The sequence below is a fragment of the Marinifilum sp. N1E240 genome, assembly GCF_009295825.1.
Lineage (GTDB): Bacteria > Bacteroidota > Bacteroidia > Bacteroidales > Marinifilaceae > Marinifilum_A > Marinifilum_A sediminis.
In genome coordinates, this window is record NZ_WHKF01000004.1 from 427,828 (window position 1) to 452,588 (window position 24,761).

Genomic DNA, 24,761 nt, shown 5'->3' on the forward strand with positions numbered 1-24,761 from the left:
ATATGTAATTGAGAAAAAAGCATGCAATTTTTTATTGTATAATTAAAAAATGTATACATTTGCGACGCATTTGGTTTTTCACAACCATTATTCGATTGTGAAAATGAAAAGGGAATCCGGTGAAAATCCGGAACTATACCCGTAGCTGTAAGTTCTAAAAAAAGCTTTTTGAATGACCTATTGCCACTGTTTCGATTAATTGAAATGGGAAGGCCTCAAAAAGTAGAACAAGTCAGAAGACCTGCCTTTGCGAATATTTTAAGTCATTGCTTTCGGGAAAAAGAGCAAGTGAACGAAAACTTTTCACAAAGAGTATTGGGATTGATTTGCCATAACTGGTCCTTAATTCTTCATGTTAGATTTTTCTTTTCGCTCCCTGATTGCATGCATTAGTTAAACTTATTTTCATTTTATTCTTAAAAGACATGAAAAGAACATTTTTAACAGCTTTTGCATTGCTATCACTATTGAACACTGCAGTTAAAGCTGATGAAATTCCAAATCCGACAAACGACACTACGGCGGTACGACATTTAAATTTATCAGAAGTGAAGATCAACGCTTCGCGTGTAAGTGCAAAAATGAAGGATTTGCCACAAAAGGTTGAGGTAATTACTGCCAGACGTATTGAATCTACTCCAGCCAATGATATTGGAGAGTTGTTGAAAAAGAGTACAGGTTTGGATATTATACAGTATCCAGGAATAAAATCGGCTGTAGGAATGCGTGGTTTTAGTCCATCAACAAGTAACAAATACAATGTAATTTTGGTTAACGGAAAGCCAGCTGGAACAGAGAATATTGCGACTCTGAATATGGCTAATGTTGAAAGAGTAGAGATTTTAAAAGGACCATTCTCGTCACTTTATGGTTCTGATGCTATGGCTGGTGTTATTAATATCATTACCAAAAAATCTGATGGTGAAATAGGTGGTAATATTTCTTTTGCCTACGGAAGTTTCGAGACAACTGATGTAATTGCAAATGTTGGAGGTGACTTATCAGAGAAATTTTCATTTGATTTTGCCTACAGCAGACATCAGCAAAATAAAGACTATAAAATAGGTGATAATAATTTCACTTATACTTCAAAATTAGAGAAATCTATTATTTCGGAAGATACTTATGGTGAAAGAATGGTGAATACGAAATTCACTAAGACAAATTACAATTTAAGACTTGGTTATGAGATTAATGATGATTGGACTCTTAATTTGAATACAGAGTATTTTCTTGCTGATGATGTGGAAACTCCCGGATCGTTCTGGCATGTAAATGGCATGGATCGAAAAGATTTGGAAAGATATAGGGTAGGGTTTGATCTTACAGGTGTGATCAATCAACATCATCTTTCCTTTGCTCCCTATTACAGTAAGGAGGATAATGATTATTTCGAATTGAATTCGGAAGAGAAATACTACAACAGTAGCAATAGTGTTTTAAAGGTGTATGGATTTCAAGCGCAAGATAAAATTGTGATTGACAAACATACACTGGTAATAGGATTGGATAGCAAAACCAATAAGTATGAAAATTTACGTTGGGAGGCTGATGGAGCTATGGATGCACCATATAACCCGGACAATTACGATAGAAACTATGGCGCATTTGTTCAAATGAACATGAAATTGCTGAATGATGCATTAAATATTTCGCTAGGTGGTAGATATGATTACATCAAATTTCAGATTGAAGCCAATGAATTGATTAGTGCAAAGAAATCAGATGAGAGCTATTCTACCTTCAATCCAAATCTAGGTTTAAAATATAAAATTGTTAAGAATCTAAGTGTTCACTCTAGTTTTGGAACAGCTTTTCTTGCACCAAGTGCATATCAGGTAGCAGGATCATACAGTGGTTATTACAATTATGAAGGGAATTCAGAATTGGATCCTGAAAAATCAAGAACTGTTGATTTTGGTTTCACCTATGATAATTTTAAGAAGGGAATTAAATTTGATGTCACCTATTTCGATACTCATCATGATGATATGATCGTTTCTGAATGGAAGGATCAGGATAATAATATCAAAACTTATAATAACGCCAACGAATCGGACATGAATGGTTTGGAAATAGAAGCTGCCTACGATTTTGGAGCTCTTTCAGATTATAACTATTCTTTGAGATTGTATGCGAATTATACTCATCTATTCGATACAAAAATGAAACTGGAAAAAGATCCTACTGAGTATGATCTAAGATATGTTCGTGAAAAATCTGGAAACTTTGGAGTTGAGTTTGATAATTTGAAAGGATTTTACACCCGTTTGAATGCAAGATATAGTGGACATCGTTACGAAGATAACTGGTATACCTGGTATTCAGTGCGTCCAACTGTTACAGATGGTGTGTTAAAACACCCTGACTTTATGACTTTTGATTACTCTGCAAATTACACAATAAAGGATAAATATACTTTAGGTTTAAGCATTGCTAATTTATTAGATGAAAATTATACCGAAAAAGATGGTTATAATATGCCGGGTAGAGCAGTAACAATGAAATTCAATTATAAGTTCTAATACTTACAATTTTTAGTTTTTATGTCAATTCGATACTTTTTAAAAGTATCGAATTTTTAGTTTATTATATTAATAGTTGAAATACAGTGTGTTGTAAAAATAAGGGATTCATGAGTCTGATTTTGTATTTTTTTATACATTTGCAGTGCAATTGGTTCTCGTGAATCTGATTTTTGTCAGATGGAGATGAAAAGGGAATCCGGTGAAAGTCCGGAGCTGTTCCCGTAGCTGTAAGCTCATAAATAAGCTTTTTCACTACAATGCCACTGTTCGAATTAACTTAGAATGGGAAGGCGGAAAAAGTTGAGTAAGTCAGAAGACCTGCCAGTGCAAACTTATCGTCATTGCTTTCGGGTATTGAAGCAAGGGACAAAAGAAAATGGACAATATCTTGTCTAATCAATTCTTTTATCTGTACCTGAATGTAATGCATTAATAATATTATTTATTACTGTATTTTAGTTATGAAAAAAATTATTGTTGCGGTTTTTGCTTTGTCTTCTATTTTTAACCTTAAGGCAGAAGAAACGCCAAAGAATTTCAATGACACAACGGCTGTTAAGCATTTAAACTTATCGGAAGTTAAAGTGAATGCATCACGTGTTAATGCAAAAATGAAAGATCTACCGCAAAAAGTGGATGTAATTACCAAACGAGTTATCGAATCATCGCCAGCGGTAAATATGGCAGATTTATTAAAAGCTAATTCCGCAATTGATATTCAGCAGTATTCAGGTATTAATGCAGGGATTGGTATTCGTGGTTTCGCAGCATCTACTTCGAGTAAATATGCTGTAATTTTGATTAATGGTAAGCCTTCAGGAACCAATAATATTGCTAGTATCGATTTAAACAATGTCGAGCGTGTTGAAATTTTAAAAGGACCATTTTCTTCGCAATATGGTTCCGATGCAATGGGTGGTGTTGTGAATATTGTAACCAAAGAAAGTACAGGAGAATTAGGTGGTTCGGTTGGACTTGAGTATGGTAGTTTCCAAACATCTAAGGCAAATGTAAGTATTGGTGGTTCTGTTTCAGAAAATGTAGATTTCGATTTCTCTTATGCTTTTCACAATCAGGGTAAAGATTATATGGTAGGAGACAATAATTTTTACGATAAGGATTACGCTGAAACAATTTTAGATCCGACAACCTATGGTGAAAGAATGGAGAATACTAAATTCCAGAAGCACAGTATAAATGCAAGAATTGGAGTTAACTTGTCATACGATTGGAAATTGAATTTGAATGGATCCTTCTTTAAAGGAAATGATGTTGAAACTCCAGGTTCTTTTTGGCATGTATATGGTATGGATTCTAAAGATTTAGAACGATATACTGTTGGTTTTGATTTAAAGGGGAAACAGGGAATTCACAACCTGACTTTTTCGCCATACTATTCTAAGCAAGAGGAACAAAATTTTGATTTAGGAAACGATTCTTATGGCGATACGAAATATACTTATAAGAATTACGGTTTTCAATTAAACGATGCGATTTATTTAAATGATCATATTTTAGCAATTGGGATCGATAATAACACTCAAAAATATGAGAGTTTAAATTATACTACAGAAGGAAGTCTGGAATCTCCATTTCAACCCGACTATAATAATATTGCTACAGGTTTGTACTCTCAATTTCAAATGAACTTTTTTAATGGGAGACTGAATGCCTCAGTTGGTATGCGTGGTGACAACGTAAAGTTTAAAACCAAAGCAAACGAATTTTTAGGAAATGATTCAAGCTCAGAAGACTATTGGGTGTTTACTAAAAATATTGGCGTGAAATATGATATTGTTGGTGGATTATCAGTTCACTCAAGTTGGGGGGATGCTTTTCTTGCACCGAGTGCATTTCAAGTGGCAGGAGAGTATCAGACAGCATTTGGAAAAACGGTTGGGAAAGCAAGTTTAGATCCTGAAAAATCCAATACATGGGATTTTGGTTTCGGTTATAAGAATTTCAAGAATGGAATCAATTTCGATTTAACCTACTTTGATACACATCATTCCGATAAAATTGTTAATGAGGATATGGATAATGGAGATAAAACATTTGCTAATGCAGATAAAGCGGATATGAATGGTCTTGAAATAGTAGCTTCATATGATTTTGGCGCTTTAACTGATTACGAATACTCCTTACGTTTTTATTTAAACTATACTCATATTTTTGACGCAACTGTTAAGAACAAACAATTGGATGGTTCTTACTTAAAGTCCGAAATGACTTACGTTAGAGACAATAACGCATCTTTTGGAGTTGAATTTGATAACCTTAAAGGTTTCTCTACTCGCTTAAATGGAAGATATATTGGTCATCGTTATGAAGATAATTACATGTATACTGCAGATTATTCAAATTGGCCAAATATTACACGAGCTCCAATAAACCATAAAGGAGAAAATGTAAGAACCGATCTAATCAACGAAGATGTATTGCGTCATCCTGTATATTATGTTTTTGATTATAGCGTAAATTATAAAATTAATGATCATTATGGTGTTGGGCTTACTGTTGCCAATTTGTTTGATGAAAATTATTCAGAAAAAGATGGTTACAATATGCCGGGAAGAACGGTAACTGCAAGATTTACATATAAATTCTAATAAGAGAATACTTATAGAAAAGGGCATTTTATATAAATGCCCTTTTTTTTATTGTTTATTGTTAAGTGTATCAAAAAACATAAATAAATATGATATTCAATTTCGCAAATGAATTTATTCTATACTCAGATCTTTTTTTTCTAATATTTTGATTTTGTGTATCTTGTATATAAAACAGGGAGGATATGAATAAAATAAACGCATTTTATAAGGAGAGATTCAATTCGTTTTTGGTTCATTTATCGAAGGCTAAGGGATTGAAAGAAGAGGATGTTCACAAATTGCGAGTGGATATTAAAAATATTAGAAGTTTATTATTGTTAGTTGATGCATTCGAGATAGAAGGAGAAGCTGTTGGTAAAATTCTGCAGCAACTTCAATCAATATTTAAATATTCGGGTCGTCTACGTTCAATTCAGGTGAGTAAATTGCTGGTTGATAACTGTAAGCTTAAAAATCAAAAACCAATAGTAAATGTTCTTGAAGAACAAAGAAGTAAATATGAAGATGAATTAAGCAAGAGGCTTGGTAAATTTAAGATTACCAAATTTCAAAAGAAAGTTGATATTCTAAATTCAGCTTTAGATAAAGTTGATATTAAGGATGCTAGAGAAAAGGCAGATAGAATAATTCGTGATGAATTAGATCTAATTTATAAGTTATGGGCATCTTCACGAGGGGAGGAATATTATCATGATATTCGAAAGTTTTTCAAAATAATTAAATCCATTCTTCAGTTGCTTACCAATTTACTTGATGATGAAAAATTAAAAAGTGAATTGTCTATTGTAAATGAAACGGAAACGATTCTTGGCAATTGGCACGATCGAGATGTTTTGGATAAAAAACTATCCAAAATGCAATCAACATCACCAAATGCAGAGTTTAAATCATTGGTCCGTGAAATAAAAAATAAAAATAGAACCGAAAAAAACAACTTAAGTAAAGAGTTTAAAAAGAAAATGTTAACTCATTTTCTCAAGCATTAGTCTTTGTTTTTTCGCTTAAAAATGTTTTTGATTTTTTGATAAATTGATTTTCGTTCTTTTTTACGATTTTCTCTCCGTTCTTTACGTTTCATCAATTTGTCATGATCTTTTGACTTAACTCCAAAAATATTGTTTAATATTCCCGAATTTTCAGGCAGATAATGAGGGATATTTAGTTCCGCTAAAATTTCAGGTTCAGGTTTAGCTATTGATGAGAATCCATAGTTATTGTATTTACGGTTAGAGCTAATTTTCTTCATGAATTTACCATAAATTGGTAAAGCCATACTCGCGCCTTGTCCCAGAGTTAACGATCTAAAATGAATACGCATATCATCTGCACCAACCCATGCACCTGCGACTAAATTGGAATTGTATCCAATATACCAACCGTCTGCTTGAGAGTTGGTTGTTCCTGTTTTCCCAGCCAAATCACCTTCTAATTTGTATACTTCTCGTAAGGATTTTCCAGTTCCTTCGTTTACTACAGCCTGAAGCATGTGATTAATAATATCAGCATTTTTAGGCGTTAATACATATCTGGGTTCTTCTTGCTTGGAATTTAAATCAATAATAACATTCCCTTTTTTATCTTCAATTTTGCTTAAATAATAGGGATCAACATGAAGACCTCTATTTGCAAGTGTTGCATAAACTTGTATCATTTCCAGTAGGGAAATATTAGCTGTACCTAATGCAAGCGATGGAACTTTAGGTAAATGACTATCAATACCCATTTCTTCAGCCAGGACAATGGCATCCCGAATTCCTGTTTCCAACAAAATATCAACCGCTATTGTATTTACCGATTCAGCCAATGCACCTTCCATACTATAGCTACCTTCATATAGATTATCAGCATTTCTTGGAGACCAATTGTCATACTCTTTGTAAATCTTTCTTTCGTTTTTATAATAATCGAAAGGAGATGAACCTTCTTCCAAAGCCGATGCGTAAATAATGGGTTTAAAAACTGAACCAACCTGTCGTTTGGCAGTTACATGATCGTATTTAAAATAGGAAAAATCGATTCCCCCAACCCATACTTTTATTTTACCAGTTTTAGGTTCCATGGCTAAAAAACCAGTGTTTAAAAGTTGAACGTAATGCTTGATAGAATCAAGAGGTGACATTTTCACTTGTTTTTCACCATTCCAGGTGAAAATTTTCATGTTCGTTTTTTTATTGAAATTCTGATTTATTTCTTGTTCAGTTTTCCCCTGTTTTTTGAGTGTTTTGTATCGAATAGAGTTTTGTTTAGCATCAACTAATATATTTTTATTGTCGTGCCAAGGGTCAGTATTACCCCAATGCTTTTTAAAAAGAGTTTGTAGTCGCTTTAAATGTTCAGTAACTGATTGTTCAGCATAGTTCTGTAGACTATAATCCAACGTTGTTTTTATTCTTAAACCATCTCTATAGATATCATAAAAAGTACCATCATCTTTTGGATAATCTTTTAATATTTTATTGACTTCTAATCTTATTTTTTCTCTTAAGTATGGAGCAATTCCACTTCTCGACGATTGTTTGTTGTATTGAATTACAAGTGGGAGCTTTTTTAATTGTTCAGCTTTGTTATCCGATATAAAATCATATTTCGCCATTTGCGAAAGAACTGTGTTTCTTCTCTTTTTCGATCTCTCTGGATGCAAGCGGGGATTGTATGACGTTGGTGCTTTCAACATTCCTATAAGAACAGCGCATTCATGTGTTTTTAATGCAGATGCCGGTTTGCTAAAGAATTGACGTGAAGCACTTTCTATTCCAAATACATTCTCGCCAAAAGAGACAGTATTTAGATATAATTGCAGGATCTCTTTTTTTGAATAGATTTTTTCCAACCGCGAAGCTGTGATAGCTTCTCTCATTTTATTTACCGGCATGCTAAATGCACCGAGTTTCTTCCTTGGATAAAGATTTTTGGCTAATTGTTGGCTCAAAGTACTACCACCACCAGCACTTCTATCTCGCATGATTAAAGATTTAACCAAAACACGCAACAAGCTTTTTTGATCCACACCTTGATGTTCATAAAAACGTGCATCTTCAGTTGCAATTAGCGAATTAATTACGTTAGGTGATATATCTTTAAAATTTACATTGGTTCGGTTTTCGGCATAAACTCTTCCAAGTAAAATTCCATCTTCCGAGTAAATTTCAGAAGCTTCAGCATTTTTGATGTTTTTCAGCGTATAATAATCTGGTAATTTACCCCACAGTCCAATGTAAACACTAGAAAATAAAAGACCAAAAGCTAAAATGGCAAAAAATAAACCTAATAAGCCAAATTTTATTAGAAATCGACGAAAGGATGACTTCTTTGATTTACGTTTATTTCCACTCTTTTTTTTAGAGCGTGTATTTTTAGAAGTTGATTTTTTTGTTTTGGACATTATATTTTTGAGTAATGCTGGTTTATTAAATAGTAACGAAGAATTTTTGTAAAGATTATAGAGATAAAGACCGAATATTTTCTTTCAGGCATTAAAATTAGTTAATAAATATCATAATTGTAAGTAATTTATGTAACAGTATGAAAAGGTTTTCGTAATTTACTGTTGACGAATGGTTTTATATCTAATGTAAAACCAGTTTTTGTTAAGATTTAACTACTTGTAAATTTACCAGGGGGGATATGAAAGTTGAAAGAATAAATATACAAAATCAGAATAATTTCCAGGATGTTAGAAATATTAATATTATTCCTGATTTACTATTTGTATTTGGGGAAAGGTCATTATTACTGAAACCTAATTTGATGAAAGAGATTAGATCTGCTTTTCCAGAGGCAATTGTTTTTGGTTGTTCATCAGCAGGTGAAATATCGGGTATTGAAGTGAAAGATTCATCTGTATCCATTACTGCAGTAAAGTTTGAAAAATCACATGTAAAATTAGAATCAATCTCATTATTAGATTATGAAGATGGTATAAAAGGAAGCGAAGCACTAATTAAAAGCTTATCACCTCACAATTTAAAACATGTTATGCTATTTTCCGATGGCTTAAATATTAATGGTGCTAAGTTAGTTGAAGGAATTGAAGCACATTTACCATCGAAGGTTAGGGTCACTGGTGGATTAGCAGCAGATGGGACAGATTTTAAAGAAACTGTTGTTTTTGATAAAAACGGAAATCCTTCTAAAAACTGCATTGCTGCCTTAGGTTTTTATGGCGATCAAATAACGATAGGATATGGTTCCAATGGAGGCTGGGATAGTTTTGGTCTTGAACGTTTAGTCACAAAATCAAAAGATAATATATTGTTTGAGTTGGATGATAAACCTGCACTCGAGCTTTATAAATCATTTTTGGGAGAAAGGGCATCGGAATTGCCAGCTTCAGGTTTATTATTTCCTTTAAGTTTGAGAGAAAATGGAGTGTCGGAACCGGTAGTAAGAACCATTTTAGGAATTAACGAAGAGGAACAATCGTTGATATTTGCAGGTGATATTCCTGAAGGTTCGTATGTAAAGTTGATGAAAGCAAACGTTGATCGTTTAATAAGTGGAGCTGAAAGCTCTGCGATAACAACAACCGAAATGCTTCCTAAAGGTGATGCAGAATTGGCTATATTAATAAGTTGTGTTGGTAGAAAGTTAGTACTAAAACAATTGATAGAAGAGGAAGTTGAGGCAGTTGCTGATGTAGTTGGAAAGCAGGCTAATATAACTGGATTTTACTCTTATGGGGAAATTTCTCCGTTCAGATGCAATACACCATGTTTATTGCATAATCAGACTATGACAATTACAACTATTTCTGAAAAATAACTTTATGCATCGATTATTGAAGAGACAAATTCGGAAGTATTTATCACAAGAAGAACAGGAACGATTTAAAGATTTTCTGTTTGTCATTGATTCAGCTTATGCCGGTTTTGATACTGACATAAAGCAAATTGAGAATGTTTTAGAAAAGAGTTCTCAGGAATTGTTTAATGTAAATCGTGAACTGCAAATTAGTTTGGAATCTCAGAAAGAGGAAGCTAAAACTGCAAGTACCAGACTTAAATCTATAGTTGAGAACATTAGTGAAATAATTTTTCAGGCAAATGTTGAAGGTGAGTGGTTGTATCTAAATTCTGCGTGGACTCATATTACGGGATTTGATTTAAACGATAGTATTGGGATCAATATTTTTGAATTTATGCATCCTTCTGACATTGATTTGTGTAAAATAAAATTAAAGAGATTGATCGATGGAGAAGAGGTTGATTGTCAGGGTGAAGTTCGATTTGTAACAAGAAATGGAAGTTATAAATGGTGTGAACTTCTGGCTCGAGTATCAATTAATGATAGTGGAATAGTCACAGGTTTAACAGGTTTTATTAAAGATATTTCCACTAGAAAAAATCTTGAAAAAGAGAAGAATTTGACCATTGAGAAATTCAAGTTAATTTTTGAAAAATCATCAGTTGCTTATTTAATAATAAAAGAGGCACGATTTATAGAATGCAATAATGCTTGTGCAAATTTATATGGTGTTGATGGGAAAGAAAATCTTGTTGGTAAATATGTAAAGGATTTTTCACCAGAATATCAACCTGATGGTTCAAAATCATCAGATAAAGTAGTGGAAATGATTCGTATTGCAAAAGAAAATGGTTATAATAAATTTGATTGGGTTCATAAAAAAGCTGATGGTACAGAGTTCCCTGTTGAAGTGAGTTTAAATCCAATTCAGTTAAGTGAGGGAAATATATTATTTGTTGCTTTGAATGATTTATCGGAGAGAAAAAGAGTGGAATCAGAACTTATTTTGGCCAAAGAAAAAGCCGAGGAAGCGACTAGGGCAAAAGCATTGTTTTTATCTACTATGTCCCATGAAATTAGAACTCCAATGAATGCCGTAATTGGTGTAACACACCTTTTATCAGAAGATAATCCCAGGGAAGATCAATTGAGTAATTTGAATATACTTAAGTTATCAGCAGATAATTTAATGACATTGATTAACGACGTTTTAGATTTTAGTAAAATTGAAGCGGGTAAAGTAGAATTGGAAAGTATTGATTTTAATTTCCGGAATTTTATTAATAATGTGGCGGCAGGTTTTCACATGAAAGCGAAAGAGGAGAATTTAGATTTTATTGTGGAGGTTGACCCTAAAATTCCTGCTCATTTGATGGGCGATCCGACACGTTTATCCCAGATTGTCACAAATTTATGTGGAAACGCAATAAAGTTTACTGATGAAGGATCAGTGTCATTAAAAGTGAATTTTAGCAGCTTTAAGAATGACAATATTAAATTACAATTTGAAATTTCTGATACAGGAATTGGTATACCTGCCGATAAAAAGGATCAAATATTTGAGTCATTTTCTCAGGCAGATTCTAATACAACACGTTTGTATGGTGGTACAGGCTTAGGATTGGCGATAACTGGTAAGCTCATTGAATTGATGAATGGAACCATTTCTGTTGAAAGTGAATTGGATAAAGGAACATCTTTTTTTGTAGATGTAGAGTTGAAAACAAGCATGAAATCGGCACAACAGGTCAATTTTAATGATGATTACTTTAAGGAATGTTCTAAAATTGAAGGTTTGCACGTTTTGGTTGCAGAAGATAATCCAATGAATGTATTGATAATTAAACAATTTTTAAAGAAATGGAATGTTACATATGAGGTTGCTAAAAATGGTCAATCGGCATTAGATAAGATACAGGAAGAAGATTTTGATATGGTTTTAATGGATTTGCAAATGCCAATAATGGATGGTTATGCTGCTTCAGAAAATATAAGGAAACTAGAAGCAAACAAGTATAAGGAAATTCCAATTATTGCAGTAACAGCTTCAGCTTTTAATGAAATTAGAGGAAAAGTTCTTGCCGCAGGAATGAACGATTTTGTAACAAAACCTATTAATCCTGAAGAGCTATTTTTGAAATTAGAGAAATATGCAAAACATTACAATTAAATTGTAATCCAGGAGTGCATTTTCAATATTGGACAAAACTCTTTTGAAGGAATTTGTTTGAGAAAAGGATAAGCAATTTTCGATAAATATAAACCTTGAGGATAAGCAAGATTAAGTGGCTTTGGTGGAATTTTATTTCGTAAGCATTGGTGAAATTCTTCAATGCTTATTTTATTTTCACCAACCTTTATCAATTCATGCATCAATATTCTTATCATTCCTTTCAGAAAACGGTTCCCTCGAATTTCAAATCGGAAAAATTTACCTGATTGATCTATATAAAATTGTGCTTTTCTGATTTCACAATTGGTATGATTGTGTCTATTTGGCGTTTTGCAAAATGCACGAAAATCGTTATCTCCAATTAAAAGATTGGCAGCAATCTGCATTTTTTCGATATCAATTTCAATATTATAAAGAGAGCTTATATCATTTAAGAAAGGATTTTTTTCAATGTGAATAAAGTAGTTATAGGTTCTTTCACAAGCACTATGTTGTGCATGATTCCGGGAATCTACCTTAATAATATCGTAAATAGCAATATCTGTAGGAAGCATTCGATTTATTGCAAACAGGAGTTGATTATCGATTTCTTTATTTACATCAATATGAAAATAGTATTGCGATGAATGAACACCAGCATCGGTTCTGCCGCATCCTTGGCAGTGTACCTTCTGTTTTAGAAAATCGGATAAAATATCTTCGATACTTTCCTGAACACTTTTGGCATTAATCTGTTTTTGCCAGCCTCGATATGAACTGCCTTTGTATGCCGCATGGAAAAAGTATCTCATTATAAATAGTATTGAATGGGTTAAGAATGCAAAGTTAAAAAATCAAATGGCGGAAATTTTAATTCGATTAAATACTTTTTTGATTTATTGAAATGTTTATAAATAGGTTTTACTGATTCTGAATTATCTCAGAATAAACTATATTAGGGCTCAATTTTAAACAAGACAAACACCTTAATCAACAAACGAATGAAGAAATTATTGATTGCACTATTTGTTATAGTTGCATTTAACTGTCAAACTTCTAATGCACAAAGTGTATTGGAGCAAGTTAATGATCCCTTTTTTGGAGAAAGTTGTACAAGTATCATGGTTGGTAAAAAAGCATCAACCGATGGATCAGTAATCACGAGTCATACTTGCGACGGACGTTACAGAACTTGGTTGAATGTGGAAAAAGGACAAAAATTCGAAAAGGATACTACCGTAAATATTTACAAAGGAACCCTAAAGACAGAAACCCGATGGGACCGAAGAAATATGAAAATAGTGGGTAACATACCACAGGCTAAGGAAACGTATTCTTTTTTAAATACTGCATATCCATGTTTAAACGAAAAGCAATTGGCTATTGGAGAAACCACAATTGTTGGTCCTAAAGAATTGGTAAATGAAAATGGAATGTTCCTGATTGAAGAATTGGAACGAATTGCTTTAGAACGTTGTACAACTGCTCGTGATGCCATTACATTGATCGGAAAATTGATTAAAGAATATGGTTATGGAGATTGGGGAGAATGTATTACAATAGCCGATAAAAAAGAAGTTTGGCAATTGGAAATTTTTGGTGAAGGTCCTGATAATATTGGTGGTGTTTGGGCTGCTCAGCGAATTCCTGACGATCACGTAGGGGTTTCTGCAAATATTTCTCGAATTGGTAAAATTGAGAAAAAGAATAAGGATTATTTCATGTATTCTGAGAATGTTTTTTCTGTTGCGAAAGAATTAGAACGTTGGGATGGTAAAGAAGAATTTAAATTTTGGAAGGCTTACGGAAAAGTTGAAAAGCCATTTAAAATTAGAGAATTTTTTATTTTGAATTCTTTGGCTCCTTCTTTAGGACTCGATTTTGAGGCTGATGAATTGCCTTTTTCGGTAAAGCCAGATAAAAAAGTTTCGGTTCGTGATGTAATTGCTCTTTATCGAGAAACTTACGAAGGAACAAAGTATGATATGACTCAAAACCTTAAAGTAATTAAGAAAAAATATAACGATAATAAGGAAGAAATTGGAGTTGATACACTTATTGCTCCAAATGCACATCCTTGGCCAACCAGAGATCATAGAAACCTACGTAACTATTTAAAAGAGGGAACTATTGAGTACCAAAGAACTGTTGCTGTAGCCTGGTGTTCGTATTCTCATATTATTCAGTTGAGAGACTGGTTACCTGATGAAATTGGAGGTAGAGCTTGGTTTTCTTTTGATAATCCTGGTCAGAGTCCTCGTATTCCTATTTATTCAGGAACAACAGAATTGCCTGAAAGCTTTCAGTTTTGTGGACAAAAGAGATATCGCGATGATGCAGCAATATGGCAGTATAGAAAAGCGAATAAGCTGGCAACTTTGCAGTGGCAGAAAACTCGTGAAGGCATGATGGAAGAAGTGGCTTATTTCGAGAATAAAGGGTTCGAAGAATCTGAAAGAGTTGAGATGCAAGTTAAAAAGTTTCTTGAAGAGGGTAAAAAAGAAGAAGCAAAAGAGTTGTTGAATAAATATACTCGCGATTTTACAGGAGCTACAATGCTTCGTTGGAAAGAATTAGAGAACAAGTATTGGGGGAAATTTGGATTAGGATTTTAATTAGATTTAAGAACCAGATTATCATATTAAAAATGTGATGAACATCTGTTCATCACATTTTTTTGTTTAATTATCTTCGGCGAATTCTTTAAACATGCTTAGATATTTCGCAGTTTGCTTTTTAAAAGCACCTGGCATTATCCAGCCAAATATTTTCATGAATCCTTTCAATTGAAATTCTTGTTCTGTAAGATATTTGGTTTTATTATCGGTAATTGAAATGAAACTGATTTTAGCCAAATTGTAAACTCCTTTTGCTTCATATGTTGCAATTAATTCTTCCGGTAAATTATTGCTAATGATTGTTTCTATCATTTCAATATCTCTTTTACCATCTTCAAAAAGCATTTTACTTGTTGAGCCTTTTTTTCCTGGTTCTCCCGTAAGGTGTTCTATACTTTGCAATCCTTGCATCCATTTAAAAAGATTGTCTTCATCATTAAAAAGAGCAACAACTTTATCAATTGGCTGATTAATTTCTATTTCAACGGTATACTTCATATTATCATCTGTTTTTGGATGTATTGAAGATACGAAAATTTATGCTTTAGCTTCAACTATTAAAGGCATACTGTTCTCGATTAGCTGATCTCTTTTAAAATTTCCAAAAAATTGTATATCCGAAAATCCTGCACTCAGTAATAATTTTTCAATATTCGATTTTCTTATGGCAAGAAGAGGAATACAGTTTTTGATTTGATATTGCGATTCTTTGATGGTTAGAATGGTTTCGAAATTAACTTTATTTTGCTCTTTAAGATATTCGTAATTTCTTTCGAATTTGATGGTGTCATTTTCTATAGTTGGAAGAAAGTTAACATTCTGATCAATTATTCTATCATAATTAATGATTTGAAATAATAATTTGCCATTAGGTTTTAATGCAGCCTTGGCTTTTTCGAAAAATACACCTACCATTTCTTCTGATTCAAGATGAACTAACGTATTCCCAAAGCAGGCGATGATATTAAAAGATGATTCACCAAAAGCATCATCAATATGCAACATGTTTTCATCACGAAACTCTAAGTTGGTTTTGTCTTTAGCCTTTTCAATCGCAGTATTAATCATCTCTTCGTCCAAATCAATCGCAGTAACCGATTTGTAGTTGTTAGCGAGCTCCAAGGATAAATCACCAATTGCACAACCAATGTCCAATAATGATAATTGATTAGGAGAATCATGATGAGAATTCTTGATAAACTCAACTTGTACCTTGTTTAAAGGAAATATATGATGATAATATTTGGCAATGCTCTGGTAAAAATCCATTTAAACTAATGCTGATTAAATTGGTAAGATATAAAAAAATAGTAATTGCTAACTAGAATTAAAGCAGCTTGATTTTCAGTGTTAGAGATAAGGTTTCATAATTAGCTTTCATTGCAGACACATTACTAATCAAATTACGATTAGAATAATATCTCGCTTCAATACTTGCGATGTTTTTATAATCATAACCAATACCTATTGCGAAATTATAATCTGGTTTAATATCAATATCTGTTTGACTTACAGAATACTTTAATGTTGAATTCAAATCTGTATTGAAGGCTAGTAGTCCGTCTATATGAAATTTTGATTTCTTGTTAAGAAATAGATAATGTCTAATTCCAATAGGTAACTCTAATGATTTGTAATCAATAGTAGCAGTTTGAATAGCTAACCGTTCTGTCCCACTAAACTTAAGAAATGAAGGAGAAATGAATGCACTCCATTTATTTTTGTTAAATGGAAGAATGAATTCTGCTTCAAAACCAAGTTTTAAAAGAGTTTTATCACCAAAATCAGCAGATCTGTTGGTAGAAGCACTGTTTATTACAGATAGTGAGACTTGATCAACTCCTGCGGTTAGGTAAAGGTTAAATCTATCTCTTTTTTGGGGAGTTAAAGCTTTGAAATTCGCATCATTGCTTTTATTGTAAGATTCAAAAAAGTTAGTTAGACTTTTTTGTTTATAAGAAATCTTTTGGATTTCTGATTTTGAAATGTTTGAGGAACTCAATTCATCATACAATTGTTTTTTGTAGGATTTATTAAAGCAAATCGTTTTATCATCGTTTGACACTTTTTTATATGATCTACTTAAATGTGATTTTAAATCAGTGATATATCTTTTATAAACTAATTGTTCTGGTGTAGTATGATTCGTGGAATAAAAAAATCGGATCAAACTTTTATCTTCGTACTTATATAAATTAGCTATTCCTTTGACCAAAACTTTAAGAAATAGTGTTTCATTATTAAATTCAGGTTCTTTTTTTGGACTTAAACTTCCCGTTAAATCAGAAGAACGGTCCATTTTTACGTTAAATCTGACGTACTGTATATTTGAAGTAAAACCAAACTCTTTTACTCCTTCAATATTGGCAGTTAATATTTCTGTCGTATCATTTATTTTGTAATTAAAACTGCTTGGATTATTTTTCCAGTCGAGGTTTTTGATTAAGCAGCTTACCTTTTCATCATTGTTTTTTATGAAATAAGCTTGTTCATAATTAATTTGACTGTAGGTAATAATAGAAATTAGGGAGGATAAAATTATTAGGATTGTTTTTTTCATAACAAGTAGGGTTAGTTATTATAATCATTGTTTATATTGATAAGGCAAATTTATCATTTTAACACTTTAAAGCAGTGTTCTTTCTGAATAATCTTGCATTTTTCTTTCTTATGTAGATGCACATAAAAGCTATTATTGGAATAATTAAACTTAATAATTTTGGTTCACTCATCCTTTGTGTATCCTCTCCAGGATCTAATGATTGGTTTCCAGATAAAATTTGTTCTTGTTTCTTTTTTAAGATTGCTTTTTGCGATTCGTTTTCTACAGCCAGGAATGATGTAACAGGAGTCATTATCTTAGCTGAAAAACTACTTTTAACTAAGCTTATCCATTCTTGATTTGTAGCTTCAGGATGAAATACCTGTGATATCCATTTGGCTTGTATGTTTAGAGCAGAATACCAATTTTTTTCCTGTATTTCCAGGTTAGAATTCTGAAAAACAGTTTTTTTAAGAATTATACTTGCCTCATTATTATTGGCAAGATAACTAATCGAGTTATCTGTGTTACTATATTTTAAAACTGAGTTGCTGAATAGATTCTTACCAAATTTGGATACTTGTTTTTTAGGCTTGGAACTTAATGAATGTGCCTGTAGTTCATTATTTTCATCAATACAAAAGAAAAGATCTAAATCGGGATAACTAAGTTTAAAATCAGAAAAATCTTGGTCAAGAATAGCTTCATCAAGGGAATCTGTAACTGCCACCATTACAGGGTAATTGTTAGTCGGGGATTTATATGATTGGAAAAGAGTTTTTTTTATGGCTCGATCTAAATAGTACCCACCTTCAAAATTTTGTGAATTAAAATGTTCTTTCCAATTTGAGTTGAAGTCTATTGTATTTGTATAACTGTTAACAAAACTGATTTTGGCGTTATAAGAAAGGGATTTATGTTTTTTTATAAGCTGTTCTATGCGTGATGCAAATGATTTTAGATTAGCTTTATTGCCTTCGGAAACATCTACTAAAAAATGGAAATATGCATTACGTTCTATTTGTTCCAAAGTTTTTTTATGTTGTGCTGATACATAAACAAGATCCTTATTTTCGAAATTATAATTTTGGTTCTCAATAGCATTCCCAAGAGAAATTGTTTTACCATCAATGGAAATATTCATTGGTTCTTTATGTATGAATTCAATACCAGTTCTTCTGGTTTCTTCTTTTGCAAAAGGAAATACTCTAAAGGCAACTTTATTTCCGCTTAAATAGTACAAAATTCCCGGATCTCTGTTTTCATTTCTTATTTGAGAAAATACCCACATTGCAGATTTTTTTTCGGCTAAAATGCCCATCTCTTTTCTATTTCCTACATACAAGTAATAATCACTAACCCAACAGCCTTCTGGTAAATGTATTGTTGTGGCATATTCGGAAAAATTGCTGTTGTTGTGGTTTGTTATCTTCAAATTAACCCAACTTTTCCATGTTTTTTGGTTTTTATCATAGGAGTATTCTGTATTAATGTTTGATATTTCTACTTGATCATTCCGAATATTTTCCTTTCTCAAGTTAAATGAGGTATGATTAAAAAAGATCTTTTCAATTGTATTAATCTTTTTATCGGATAAGGTCAGATTATCCAATACTAACCAATTAAAGTAAGTTGATAGGTATGGTAGTTTGCTTCCGATTAAAGGAACTTCATTCCTATTTTTGTGTTGTTTTACGATATCGATTGTGCTTTGCAGAGAAGATCTGTTGATATGATATGATTTGGAATAGTTAGGTGTATAAATGTATTCCAGCACTTCTTCTAAAGTATTTTTGTCATTAAGATATGTGATAGTAATTAAAACAGGTATCGTTACAAAGGCAAGAAGTGAAATCAATCGGAGTTTATTTTTTGATAGGAATGATTGCAAATATGAAAAATCCCTTGAAAGTTCATTAATATGTATTACAAATAATACTAAAGGAGTAAGCATTAAAAAACCTATGCCTACAGCTATAATTGCAATAATTGATAAGGGTAGAAATGGTAAGAAAACAAGAAAGAAATAAAACGTGTAGGAAAAACAAACGCTTCTTCCAATAAATAGAAATAGTCTGTATGTTTTTGTTTCAAAATTGGGTAAACAAATTAAAATTCCGTTCAGAATTGCAAGTATATAAAACCAGTTGTTATTAAAATTACCAAAAATTCCAGTTCCCAAAAAGTTTGAAATACGTCCATTGTTTATTGCCAGACCTAATAGTGGGAGAAAAATTGAGATAGGAATTTTCCAGGCTAATTCATAGTTTTTCCAAACTTCAACCTTCTTACTTGCAATGATATATGTGCCTTTAATTAAGAAGAATAAGAAGATGAGTGTTCCAATTATTACTAGAATAATAATCGTATGATTTCTAAAATTACCTTCAACAGGTTTCCATAATGGAAGTATTATTTGTGAGAACAGATACCAAACAATTGGAACAAATATAGCTGAGGTAAAACTTATCCATGCTTTTGGATTCTGAGAGTTTGTTGTAAAATGCGTAACAAGAATAATCAAGGAGTAAACTAGTGTAGGCATTAGGAATGTGCCAACATAAAGAATTAAATCTCCTGATATCATCCATCTTGGAATAGAAAAAGGAATAATATCATTGGACTTGTATCCATATAAATAGATAAACGAAATGTATACTAATAAGGCAAGAATACCATAAATTGCTGAGACTTTTTGTTTTTTAAGAATTAAATAGAGTGCATAGACTAGGTTAAGAGTACTTATAATACTTAAGGATAAGGCAAAATTTTTCCAGAGCTGTACATTAGTAACATCTAGGAGACTTTTAATAATTTTAAATTCCGAGAAGAACAAATATAAAAGAACTAGTATTGGTAGGGTATTTATAATTATTAGCCATTTAGGGTTAAGTAAGTTTCTCATTTAATTTAAGTTTTATGACATTGTTTTTAGTTAAAAGGAAAAATAGAACCAGGAAACCTAGATTGCATACAACTCCAATGGATTCATGAATGATGTGTTGTTCAATGCTTAGTAGTTTAATTAGTAGGTTCTGTACACTTAGAGAGATAAATATTCTGGAAGTATTAACAAATAAGCTTAGTAAGTAAGAACAGATCATAACTATAGGGAGGGCAAGAGCTTTGTGCAAATTCTTTTGTAAGGATTCAACTACAATGAAATAGAGCATGGCATTGCACAATACGTAAAAATTAAATCCAGAACATGATTTATCAATTAGCATGTTTATGTGGGAATAGTAATATCCTGTTTCGGGTATATAAATGGATTTGATCCCAGTTATTAAATCAACCAATATATTAGTTGGTTTCAGAATAAATATCAAGTTGTTTGTGTTGGCATTGGCGAACCAAATTTTGAGCAGGATAAAAATTCCAATTGCCAGGAAATAGTAAACTAAATTCTTGTTTTTTATCATTGATTAAATAAGTTTAATAGTAAAGGAAAATAAATAACAAGACCGATAATTAGGAATACAATTGAACTATTTAGCACAGTGGCAGCCGAAATGTCTTTAATTCGTTTTATCTTATCGTGATGTTCCGCTTGTACAAAATCACATAGGTTATCGATAGCAGTATTTATGGTTTCCGTAACTAAGACAAATCCAATGCTTATTAGGATAGCCACTATTTCAATTTTTCTTAGCTTAAGTACCGATGAGAGAACATACATTACAATCCCAATTCCTAAATGTATTCTCGCATTGTGTTCCTCACAAAATAGAATCTTTAATCCACGAAATGCGTGTTTAAAACTTTTTAGCCTATTTCTTAATGAAAACTTTTTGCTTTTATTCTCCATCGGTATTAAGTATTATTTGTTGTTAATCTTCCGATTTAACTTGAAGTTTATACCAATTGATATTCCTGGTGAAGTACATGGTGATTCCCAGAATAGTTGTTAAGCCAATACTTCCCATTAGCAGAGCATAATCAGCCAATTGAAGCGTGACGAATAAAAATGTATAAATCCCTAAAATTGTTGCAGACAGGATACCCGTGAATTTAGCGGATTGAAAAACACTACGAGAGTATAGCAATATCAATAAAGAGCTGATTCCAGCAGATATCAGGTAGGCAATATTAAAGTTGGAATGTTCAGAAATAGAAATTAGCAGAACATAGAACAAGCAAAGTGCAAGTCCAACCAAAGTATATTGAAACGGGTGAATTCTGCGTCCATTCATGATTTCAACCAAAAAGAAAACTAAGAAAATTAAGGCTATGGTCATGGCAGCATATTTGGCTGATCGCATCGATTTTTGATAATCGTCTAATGGCATGATAAGGTCAACACCAAAGCTGGAACTCATTAATTTGCTAGAAAAATTATGATCGACCCAAGATTGTGGATAGTTACGGTTGAGTAATAGAACTTTCCAGCTGGCTTTAAATCCGGAATCGTCTATTTTACGGCTTTTAGGAATAAAATTCCCATTAAAACTAGGAGAGGACCAAGGTGAATTCAAATTGACTTCGGTAGTACTTCCCACCGGTACAAATGATAGATTTTGACTTCCTTGAAGGTTTAGGTCAAATGAGAAATCAACTTTTTTATTTATCTGATCTGTAAGGTTTGGAAGATCAATGCTGATTCCCGAGTTTACCAAATCTAATAATTTAGAACCTGGTTCTACACTTAATTTTTTTTCGCCCCAATTCACAATTATCTGATCTTCAATTCCCCTTAGATCTGATATCCCGATTGTAAGAAAAGCTTTATCGTATTGAATCTCTTTTAAGCCATTCAGGTCAACTTTACTTTTTAAATTATAATTCCCGGTAACCTTTAGTTTACTGCGATAAACAACCACTTCGTAAATTCCTCGTTTTAATTTATTAGGCTCAATATCACCTGTAACTTTTAAATTTTCGGGAAGAATATATAGGTGTTTCGTTTTGGTAATGATTTTACCTTCATCCTTTTGGTATTCGTAAATTAATGGAATTGTAAGAATTGGTCCGTTTATTTGTTGACCTTCAGCCCATTTTGAGCTTACTTCATTTAAAACTGATTTGTTTAAAATCTCTCGTTCCTGAATGATTGATTTAATCATGCTGGCAGGAATTAATAAAAGTAGCATTAATATGGTGATTGTCATTAGTTTTAATCCAACCGATTGTTTTAACCAGCTGTTTAGTTTTTCGAAAGGACTCTGTTCTGTATTCATTATTTTATAAATTTAAAAGTACTTTGAAATACAAAGTAAAGTGAGAAAAAAAATTAGTTAAGCAATTGTTCTATGGCTTTAATGTGTTTTAAGAATGCCGCCTTTCCTTCGTTGGTGCAGCTGTATTTTGTGTTCGGTTTTCGATCTAAAAACTCTTTCTGAACGCGTATGTATTCATTCTTTTCGAGAGACTTAAGGTGGCTTGCTAAGTTACCATCGGTAACGCCGAGTAAATTTTTCAGGGCGTTAAAATCCAGATAATCATTAACCACTAATGCAGACATGATTCCCAATCGAATTCGATTTTCGAAGGCTTTATTTAAATCTTTAAGGATATCTTTCACGATGTATACCTTATCTCCATTATTACTCCGTAAATAATGTGCAAAAGTCCGAATCCAATGCACCAAAAAATTAATCCGTAACCGATAAAGAATGTGGCTGTTAGTCCAAGTGCGATTTGCAATATTCCAAGACTTCTTACTTCAGTTAAAGTATACTTACTTGCATTAACCAAAGCTAATCCGTAGAATAACAAAGTGAGAGGTGCTACCAAACCAACATAACCTTTTAATAGTATGAGGAGACAAAATACTCCACCACTAATTAAGGGGATCAATAAGTTAATAACGAGCCTTTTGGTCTGAGAATCCCAAATGTTTTCTTTCGATTTTTTTGCTTTTAATCTTGTGAAGAAAATACCAAATCCTACGGCAAGAATCAGCGTGATAAATCCAATTGCTAATAACTGAATTAATTGATCAAAACTTAAAAGAGTACGATTGAAATCTTGATATCCGGTTTTCGAATAAATGGTTTCCCAGGCAAAATAAGCTCCAGCCAAAGCAATTATACCAGCCGAAATTCCTGACAATCCGCTTAGGGATATAAATTTGGATGATTTGTTCATCATCTCTTTAATATCCTTTAAATCTTCAATGTATTTTTGTTGATTCATGAAAAGTACTTTGTAATTCAAAGTAAAAATATGAAAAAAATATTTAATTGCAAGATTTATTTTTAAAATCAATTATTAAGTGAAATAAAAGTGCTTAGAAGAGTTCATTTAATTCATCGTAAAAAAACTCTTTAGAAACTTCAGGATTGTTACCTGGATAGTGTTTTCCTCTCAATGGTTTAACAGTATGAGCTATTAGTTCTTCAGTACTTGGCTGAATTAAGGAATTGATTATAACCTTGTGAATATTGATGTCCAACCAAAGATCTGTAGATTTCTCATTAAGAATTAGTGGCATTCTTGGTCCGGAAAGTTTTGGATTATTGTGTATTTTGGAAAGTAGAGAATTAGCTTTACAGGTTACAATACTAAAGGTGCGTTCAATTTCTCCACTTTGCTTATTGAGCCATTCAGACCATAAGCCTGCTAGGTTTAAAGGCTCATCATCTTTTTTACGGATAAAATAAGGAAAGATTTTCTTCCCGCGATGATGATGTTCAAAAAATCCATCAATAGTAATTAAACATCTTTTGTGGTTTGCAGAATCTCTGAATGATGGTTTGTCGAAAATACTTTCTCCACGAGCATTGATAGTGTTGTTATGCAGTTTGTTGGCTTGTTCTTTGTTTTTTGTCCATTCAGGAATTAGTCCCCATTTTGCTATAGTCGGAAGTTTAGGTGATTCATTTGTATAAATTATCAGGTTGGGATGAGAGAATCCTGAAACATGATGCCATTGGGTAAGGTATGGTTCCAAATCAGTTTCCAATTCGCGAATAATCTCTTTATGATTCATCCGTTTGGCTCTTTTAAGTTGAGCCTCTAATTTGGCTTGAATATCGTAGCACATGTTTTAGAAATCTTAGATTTAATTAGGATGAGAGGTTCGATACCTTTACACACTAAAATACTAATGATTTCTGTTTGAATCAAAAATGTGATTTTTATAAATTTTAAAAGCGTTATAGAACTTTCTTCTGTAACGCTTTTGATTTACTGTCTTTTAAAAACTGTTTCAACAAATCAATTTTTAATTCAATATTTTGAGATGATTATTCCTGTTCACTTCCAATTTTACAAACTGTTCCCATTTTGTTCATGATATATTCATAAGATCCTTTGTCATGTGGGAGGGTGCAGTCGGAACAATTTTTAAATCCGTTTGTATATTTAAATTTACCTCCACATTTATTTTTTAGCATGTAAAGCGGACAATAACAGAATAAGCAATTGAAATCTTCCTCTTTAACTCCTTTATGACAAGGGAAATATTCGCACTCTTTATTTTGGAAAAATTTATAATTTTCTGACATAGCGTTAACTCCGTTTTAAAATCAATAGTTTAATTAGATTTTTTGCAAGTATAGTATAATTATTGTCAAAATAGCAGCTTGTGCAACATAACTATTCATACTGATTTCAGTAAATTTT

19 protein-coding genes and 2 riboswitches are annotated in these 24,761 nt (G+C 32.1%); of the genes, 6 read left to right on the top strand and 13 right to left on the bottom strand.

All coding sequences use genetic code 11. The features are described 5' to 3' along the window. Window positions 1-54: 54 nt before the first annotated feature. Window positions 55-264, top strand: a riboswitch (cobalamin riboswitch). A 161-nt stretch (window positions 265-425) separates the two neighbouring features. The 3 genes from GCQ56_RS13235 to GCQ56_RS13245 all read left to right on the top strand — a co-directional run bounded on the left by GCQ56_RS13235 (window position 426) and on the right by GCQ56_RS13245 (window position 6,126). Further along, entirely contained in the window at window positions 426-2,525 is a 2,100-nt protein-coding gene (locus GCQ56_RS13235; protein ID WP_152734948.1) for a TonB-dependent siderophore receptor, read from the top strand. A 135-nt stretch (window positions 2,526-2,660) separates the two neighbouring features. Then, a riboswitch (cobalamin riboswitch) is annotated at window positions 2,661-2,869 on the top strand. 120 nt (window positions 2,870-2,989) lie between these two features. Then, window positions 2,990-5,137 carry a TonB-dependent receptor gene (locus tag GCQ56_RS13240; RefSeq protein WP_152734949.1) on the top strand — a complete coding sequence of 716 codons (2,148 nt, stop codon included), beginning with the start codon at window positions 2,990-2,992 and terminating at the stop codon, window positions 5,135-5,137. A 185-nt stretch (window positions 5,138-5,322) separates the two neighbouring features. Beyond that, window positions 5,323-6,126, top strand: a complete 804-nt coding sequence (locus GCQ56_RS13245) for a CHAD domain-containing protein (RefSeq protein WP_152734950.1) — start codon at window positions 5,323-5,325, stop codon at window positions 6,124-6,126. Here GCQ56_RS13245 and GCQ56_RS13250 read toward each other — a convergent pair. Further along, window positions 6,123-8,522: a penicillin-binding protein 1A gene (locus tag GCQ56_RS13250; RefSeq protein WP_152734951.1), complete on the bottom strand. Its 2,400-nt coding sequence runs from the start codon at window positions 8,520-8,522 to the stop codon at window positions 6,123-6,125. The genes GCQ56_RS13245 and GCQ56_RS13250 overlap by 4 nt on opposite strands. A gap of 242 nt (window positions 8,523-8,764) precedes the next feature. On the opposite strand from GCQ56_RS13250, the gene GCQ56_RS13255 reads away from it, so the two are divergent. Continuing rightward, window positions 8,765-9,901 (top strand): FIST signal transduction protein, encoded by a 1,137-nt coding sequence (locus GCQ56_RS13255; protein ID WP_152734952.1) that lies wholly within the window; start codon window positions 8,765-8,767, stop codon window positions 9,899-9,901. Between the two features lie 4 nt (window positions 9,902-9,905). Then, a complete protein-coding gene (locus GCQ56_RS13260; RefSeq protein ID WP_152734953.1) occupies window positions 9,906-12,053 on the top strand; it encodes a PAS domain S-box protein in 2,148 nt (715 codons plus the stop codon). Here the strand turns inward: GCQ56_RS13260 and truA are convergent. Next, window positions 12,050-12,847: a tRNA pseudouridine(38-40) synthase TruA gene (gene truA / locus GCQ56_RS13265; RefSeq protein WP_152734954.1), complete on the bottom strand. Its 798-nt coding sequence runs from the start codon at window positions 12,845-12,847 to the stop codon at window positions 12,050-12,052. The two genes, GCQ56_RS13260 and truA, sit on opposite strands and share 4 nt — an antisense overlap. A 189-nt stretch (window positions 12,848-13,036) precedes the next feature. Between truA and GCQ56_RS13270 the strand changes: the two genes are divergently transcribed. Continuing rightward, the gene (locus GCQ56_RS13270) at window positions 13,037-14,650 is read left to right on the top strand and encodes a dipeptidase (RefSeq protein WP_152734955.1); all 1,614 of its coding nucleotides are present in this window, start codon (window positions 13,037-13,039) and stop codon (window positions 14,648-14,650) included. A gap of 66 nt (window positions 14,651-14,716) precedes the next feature. Here GCQ56_RS13270 and GCQ56_RS13275 read toward each other — a convergent pair whose 3' ends face one another. The 11 genes from GCQ56_RS13275 to GCQ56_RS13325 all read right to left on the bottom strand — a co-directional run bounded on the left by GCQ56_RS13275 (window position 14,717) and on the right by GCQ56_RS13325 (window position 24,643). Continuing rightward, the gene (locus GCQ56_RS13275; RefSeq protein ID WP_152734956.1) at window positions 14,717-15,151 is read right to left on the bottom strand and encodes an SRPBCC family protein; all 435 of its coding nucleotides are present in this window, start codon (window positions 15,149-15,151) and stop codon (window positions 14,717-14,719) included. Window positions 15,152-15,190: 39 nt separating this feature from the next. Further along, window positions 15,191-15,922 carry a bifunctional 2-polyprenyl-6-hydroxyphenol methylase/3-demethylubiquinol 3-O-methyltransferase UbiG gene (locus GCQ56_RS13280; RefSeq protein WP_152734957.1) on the bottom strand — a complete coding sequence of 244 codons (732 nt, stop codon included), beginning with the start codon at window positions 15,920-15,922 and terminating at the stop codon, window positions 15,191-15,193. A 58-nt stretch (window positions 15,923-15,980) separates the two neighbouring features. Next, window positions 15,981-17,213, bottom strand: a complete 1,233-nt coding sequence (locus tag GCQ56_RS13285) for a hypothetical protein (RefSeq protein WP_152734958.1) — start codon at window positions 17,211-17,213, stop codon at window positions 15,981-15,983. 58 nt (window positions 17,214-17,271) lie between these two features. Beyond that, complete coding sequence (locus GCQ56_RS13290) at window positions 17,272-20,100, bottom strand: MSEP-CTERM sorting domain-containing protein (protein WP_152734959.1); 2,829 nt, start codon at window positions 20,098-20,100, stop codon at window positions 17,272-17,274. After that, entirely contained in the window at window positions 20,084-20,617 is a 534-nt protein-coding gene (xrtK, locus tag GCQ56_RS20785) for an exosortase K (RefSeq protein WP_152734960.1), read from the bottom strand. The genes GCQ56_RS13290 and xrtK overlap by 17 nt, the downstream gene beginning before the upstream one ends. Next, window positions 20,614-21,003 (bottom strand): diacylglycerol kinase family protein, encoded by a 390-nt coding sequence (locus GCQ56_RS13300; RefSeq protein ID WP_152734961.1) that lies wholly within the window; start codon window positions 21,001-21,003, stop codon window positions 20,614-20,616. The genes xrtK and GCQ56_RS13300 overlap by 4 nt, the downstream gene beginning before the upstream one ends. Before the next feature lie 22 nt (window positions 21,004-21,025). Next, complete coding sequence (gene creD, locus GCQ56_RS13305; protein WP_152734962.1) at window positions 21,026-22,372, bottom strand: cell envelope integrity protein CreD; 1,347 nt, start codon at window positions 22,370-22,372, stop codon at window positions 21,026-21,028. A gap of 53 nt (window positions 22,373-22,425) precedes the next feature. After that, window positions 22,426-22,716 (bottom strand): transcriptional regulator, encoded by a 291-nt coding sequence (locus GCQ56_RS13310; protein ID WP_299993631.1) that lies wholly within the window; start codon window positions 22,714-22,716, stop codon window positions 22,426-22,428. Continuing rightward, window positions 22,713-23,330, bottom strand: a complete 618-nt coding sequence (locus GCQ56_RS13315; RefSeq protein WP_152734963.1) for a hypothetical protein — start codon at window positions 23,328-23,330, stop codon at window positions 22,713-22,715. Before GCQ56_RS13315 ends, GCQ56_RS13310 begins: the two co-directional genes overlap by 4 nt. Window positions 23,331-23,424: 94 nt before the next feature. Next, entirely contained in the window at window positions 23,425-24,180 is a 756-nt protein-coding gene (locus GCQ56_RS13320; RefSeq protein WP_152734964.1) for an SOS response-associated peptidase, read from the bottom strand. A gap of 202 nt (window positions 24,181-24,382) precedes the next feature. Next, complete coding sequence (locus tag GCQ56_RS13325; protein ID WP_152734965.1) at window positions 24,383-24,643, bottom strand: cysteine-rich small domain-containing protein; 261 nt, start codon at window positions 24,641-24,643, stop codon at window positions 24,383-24,385. Window positions 24,644-24,761 lie beyond the last annotated feature (118 nt).

What these genes read in the sequence shown, in the direction of transcription:
- truA (WP_152734954.1), bottom strand. Translation starts at nt 12,847, where the DNA reads ATGAGATACTTTTTCCATGCGGCATACAAAGGCAGTTCATATCGAGGC.
- GCQ56_RS13280 (WP_152734957.1), bottom strand. Translation starts at nt 15,922, where the DNA reads ATGGATTTTTACCAGAGCATTGCCAAATATTATCATCATATATTTCCT.
- GCQ56_RS13270 (WP_152734955.1), top strand. Translation starts at nt 13,037, where the DNA reads ATGAAGAAATTATTGATTGCACTATTTGTTATAGTTGCATTTAACTGT.
- GCQ56_RS13250 (WP_152734951.1), bottom strand. Translation starts at nt 8,522, where the DNA reads ATGTCCAAAACAAAAAAATCAACTTCTAAAAATACACGCTCTAAAAAA.
- GCQ56_RS13325 (WP_152734965.1), bottom strand. Translation starts at nt 24,643, where the DNA reads ATGTCAGAAAATTATAAATTTTTCCAAAATAAAGAGTGCGAATATTTC.
- GCQ56_RS13255 (WP_152734952.1), top strand. Translation starts at nt 8,765, where the DNA reads ATGAAAGTTGAAAGAATAAATATACAAAATCAGAATAATTTCCAGGAT.
- creD (WP_152734962.1), bottom strand. Translation starts at nt 22,372, where the DNA reads ATGAATACAGAACAGAGTCCTTTCGAAAAACTAAACAGCTGGTTAAAA.
- GCQ56_RS13235 (WP_152734948.1), top strand. Translation starts at nt 426, where the DNA reads ATGAAAAGAACATTTTTAACAGCTTTTGCATTGCTATCACTATTGAAC.
- GCQ56_RS13245 (WP_152734950.1), top strand. Translation starts at nt 5,323, where the DNA reads ATGAATAAAATAAACGCATTTTATAAGGAGAGATTCAATTCGTTTTTG.
- GCQ56_RS13320 (WP_152734964.1), bottom strand. Translation starts at nt 24,180, where the DNA reads ATGTGCTACGATATTCAAGCCAAATTAGAGGCTCAACTTAAAAGAGCC.
- GCQ56_RS13275 (WP_152734956.1), bottom strand. Translation starts at nt 15,151, where the DNA reads ATGAAGTATACCGTTGAAATAGAAATTAATCAGCCAATTGATAAAGTT.
- GCQ56_RS13300 (WP_152734961.1), bottom strand. Translation starts at nt 21,003, where the DNA reads ATGGAGAATAAAAGCAAAAAGTTTTCATTAAGAAATAGGCTAAAAAGT.
- xrtK (WP_152734960.1), bottom strand. Translation starts at nt 20,617, where the DNA reads ATGATAAAAAACAAGAATTTAGTTTACTATTTCCTGGCAATTGGAATT.
- GCQ56_RS13240 (WP_152734949.1), top strand. Translation starts at nt 2,990, where the DNA reads ATGAAAAAAATTATTGTTGCGGTTTTTGCTTTGTCTTCTATTTTTAAC.
- GCQ56_RS13315 (WP_152734963.1), bottom strand. Translation starts at nt 23,330, where the DNA reads ATGAATCAACAAAAATACATTGAAGATTTAAAGGATATTAAAGAGATG.
- GCQ56_RS13285 (WP_152734958.1), bottom strand. Translation starts at nt 17,213, where the DNA reads ATGAAAAAAACAATCCTAATAATTTTATCCTCCCTAATTTCTATTATT.
- GCQ56_RS13260 (WP_152734953.1), top strand. Translation starts at nt 9,906, where the DNA reads ATGCATCGATTATTGAAGAGACAAATTCGGAAGTATTTATCACAAGAA.
- GCQ56_RS13290 (WP_152734959.1), bottom strand. Translation starts at nt 20,100, where the DNA reads ATGAGAAACTTACTTAACCCTAAATGGCTAATAATTATAAATACCCTA.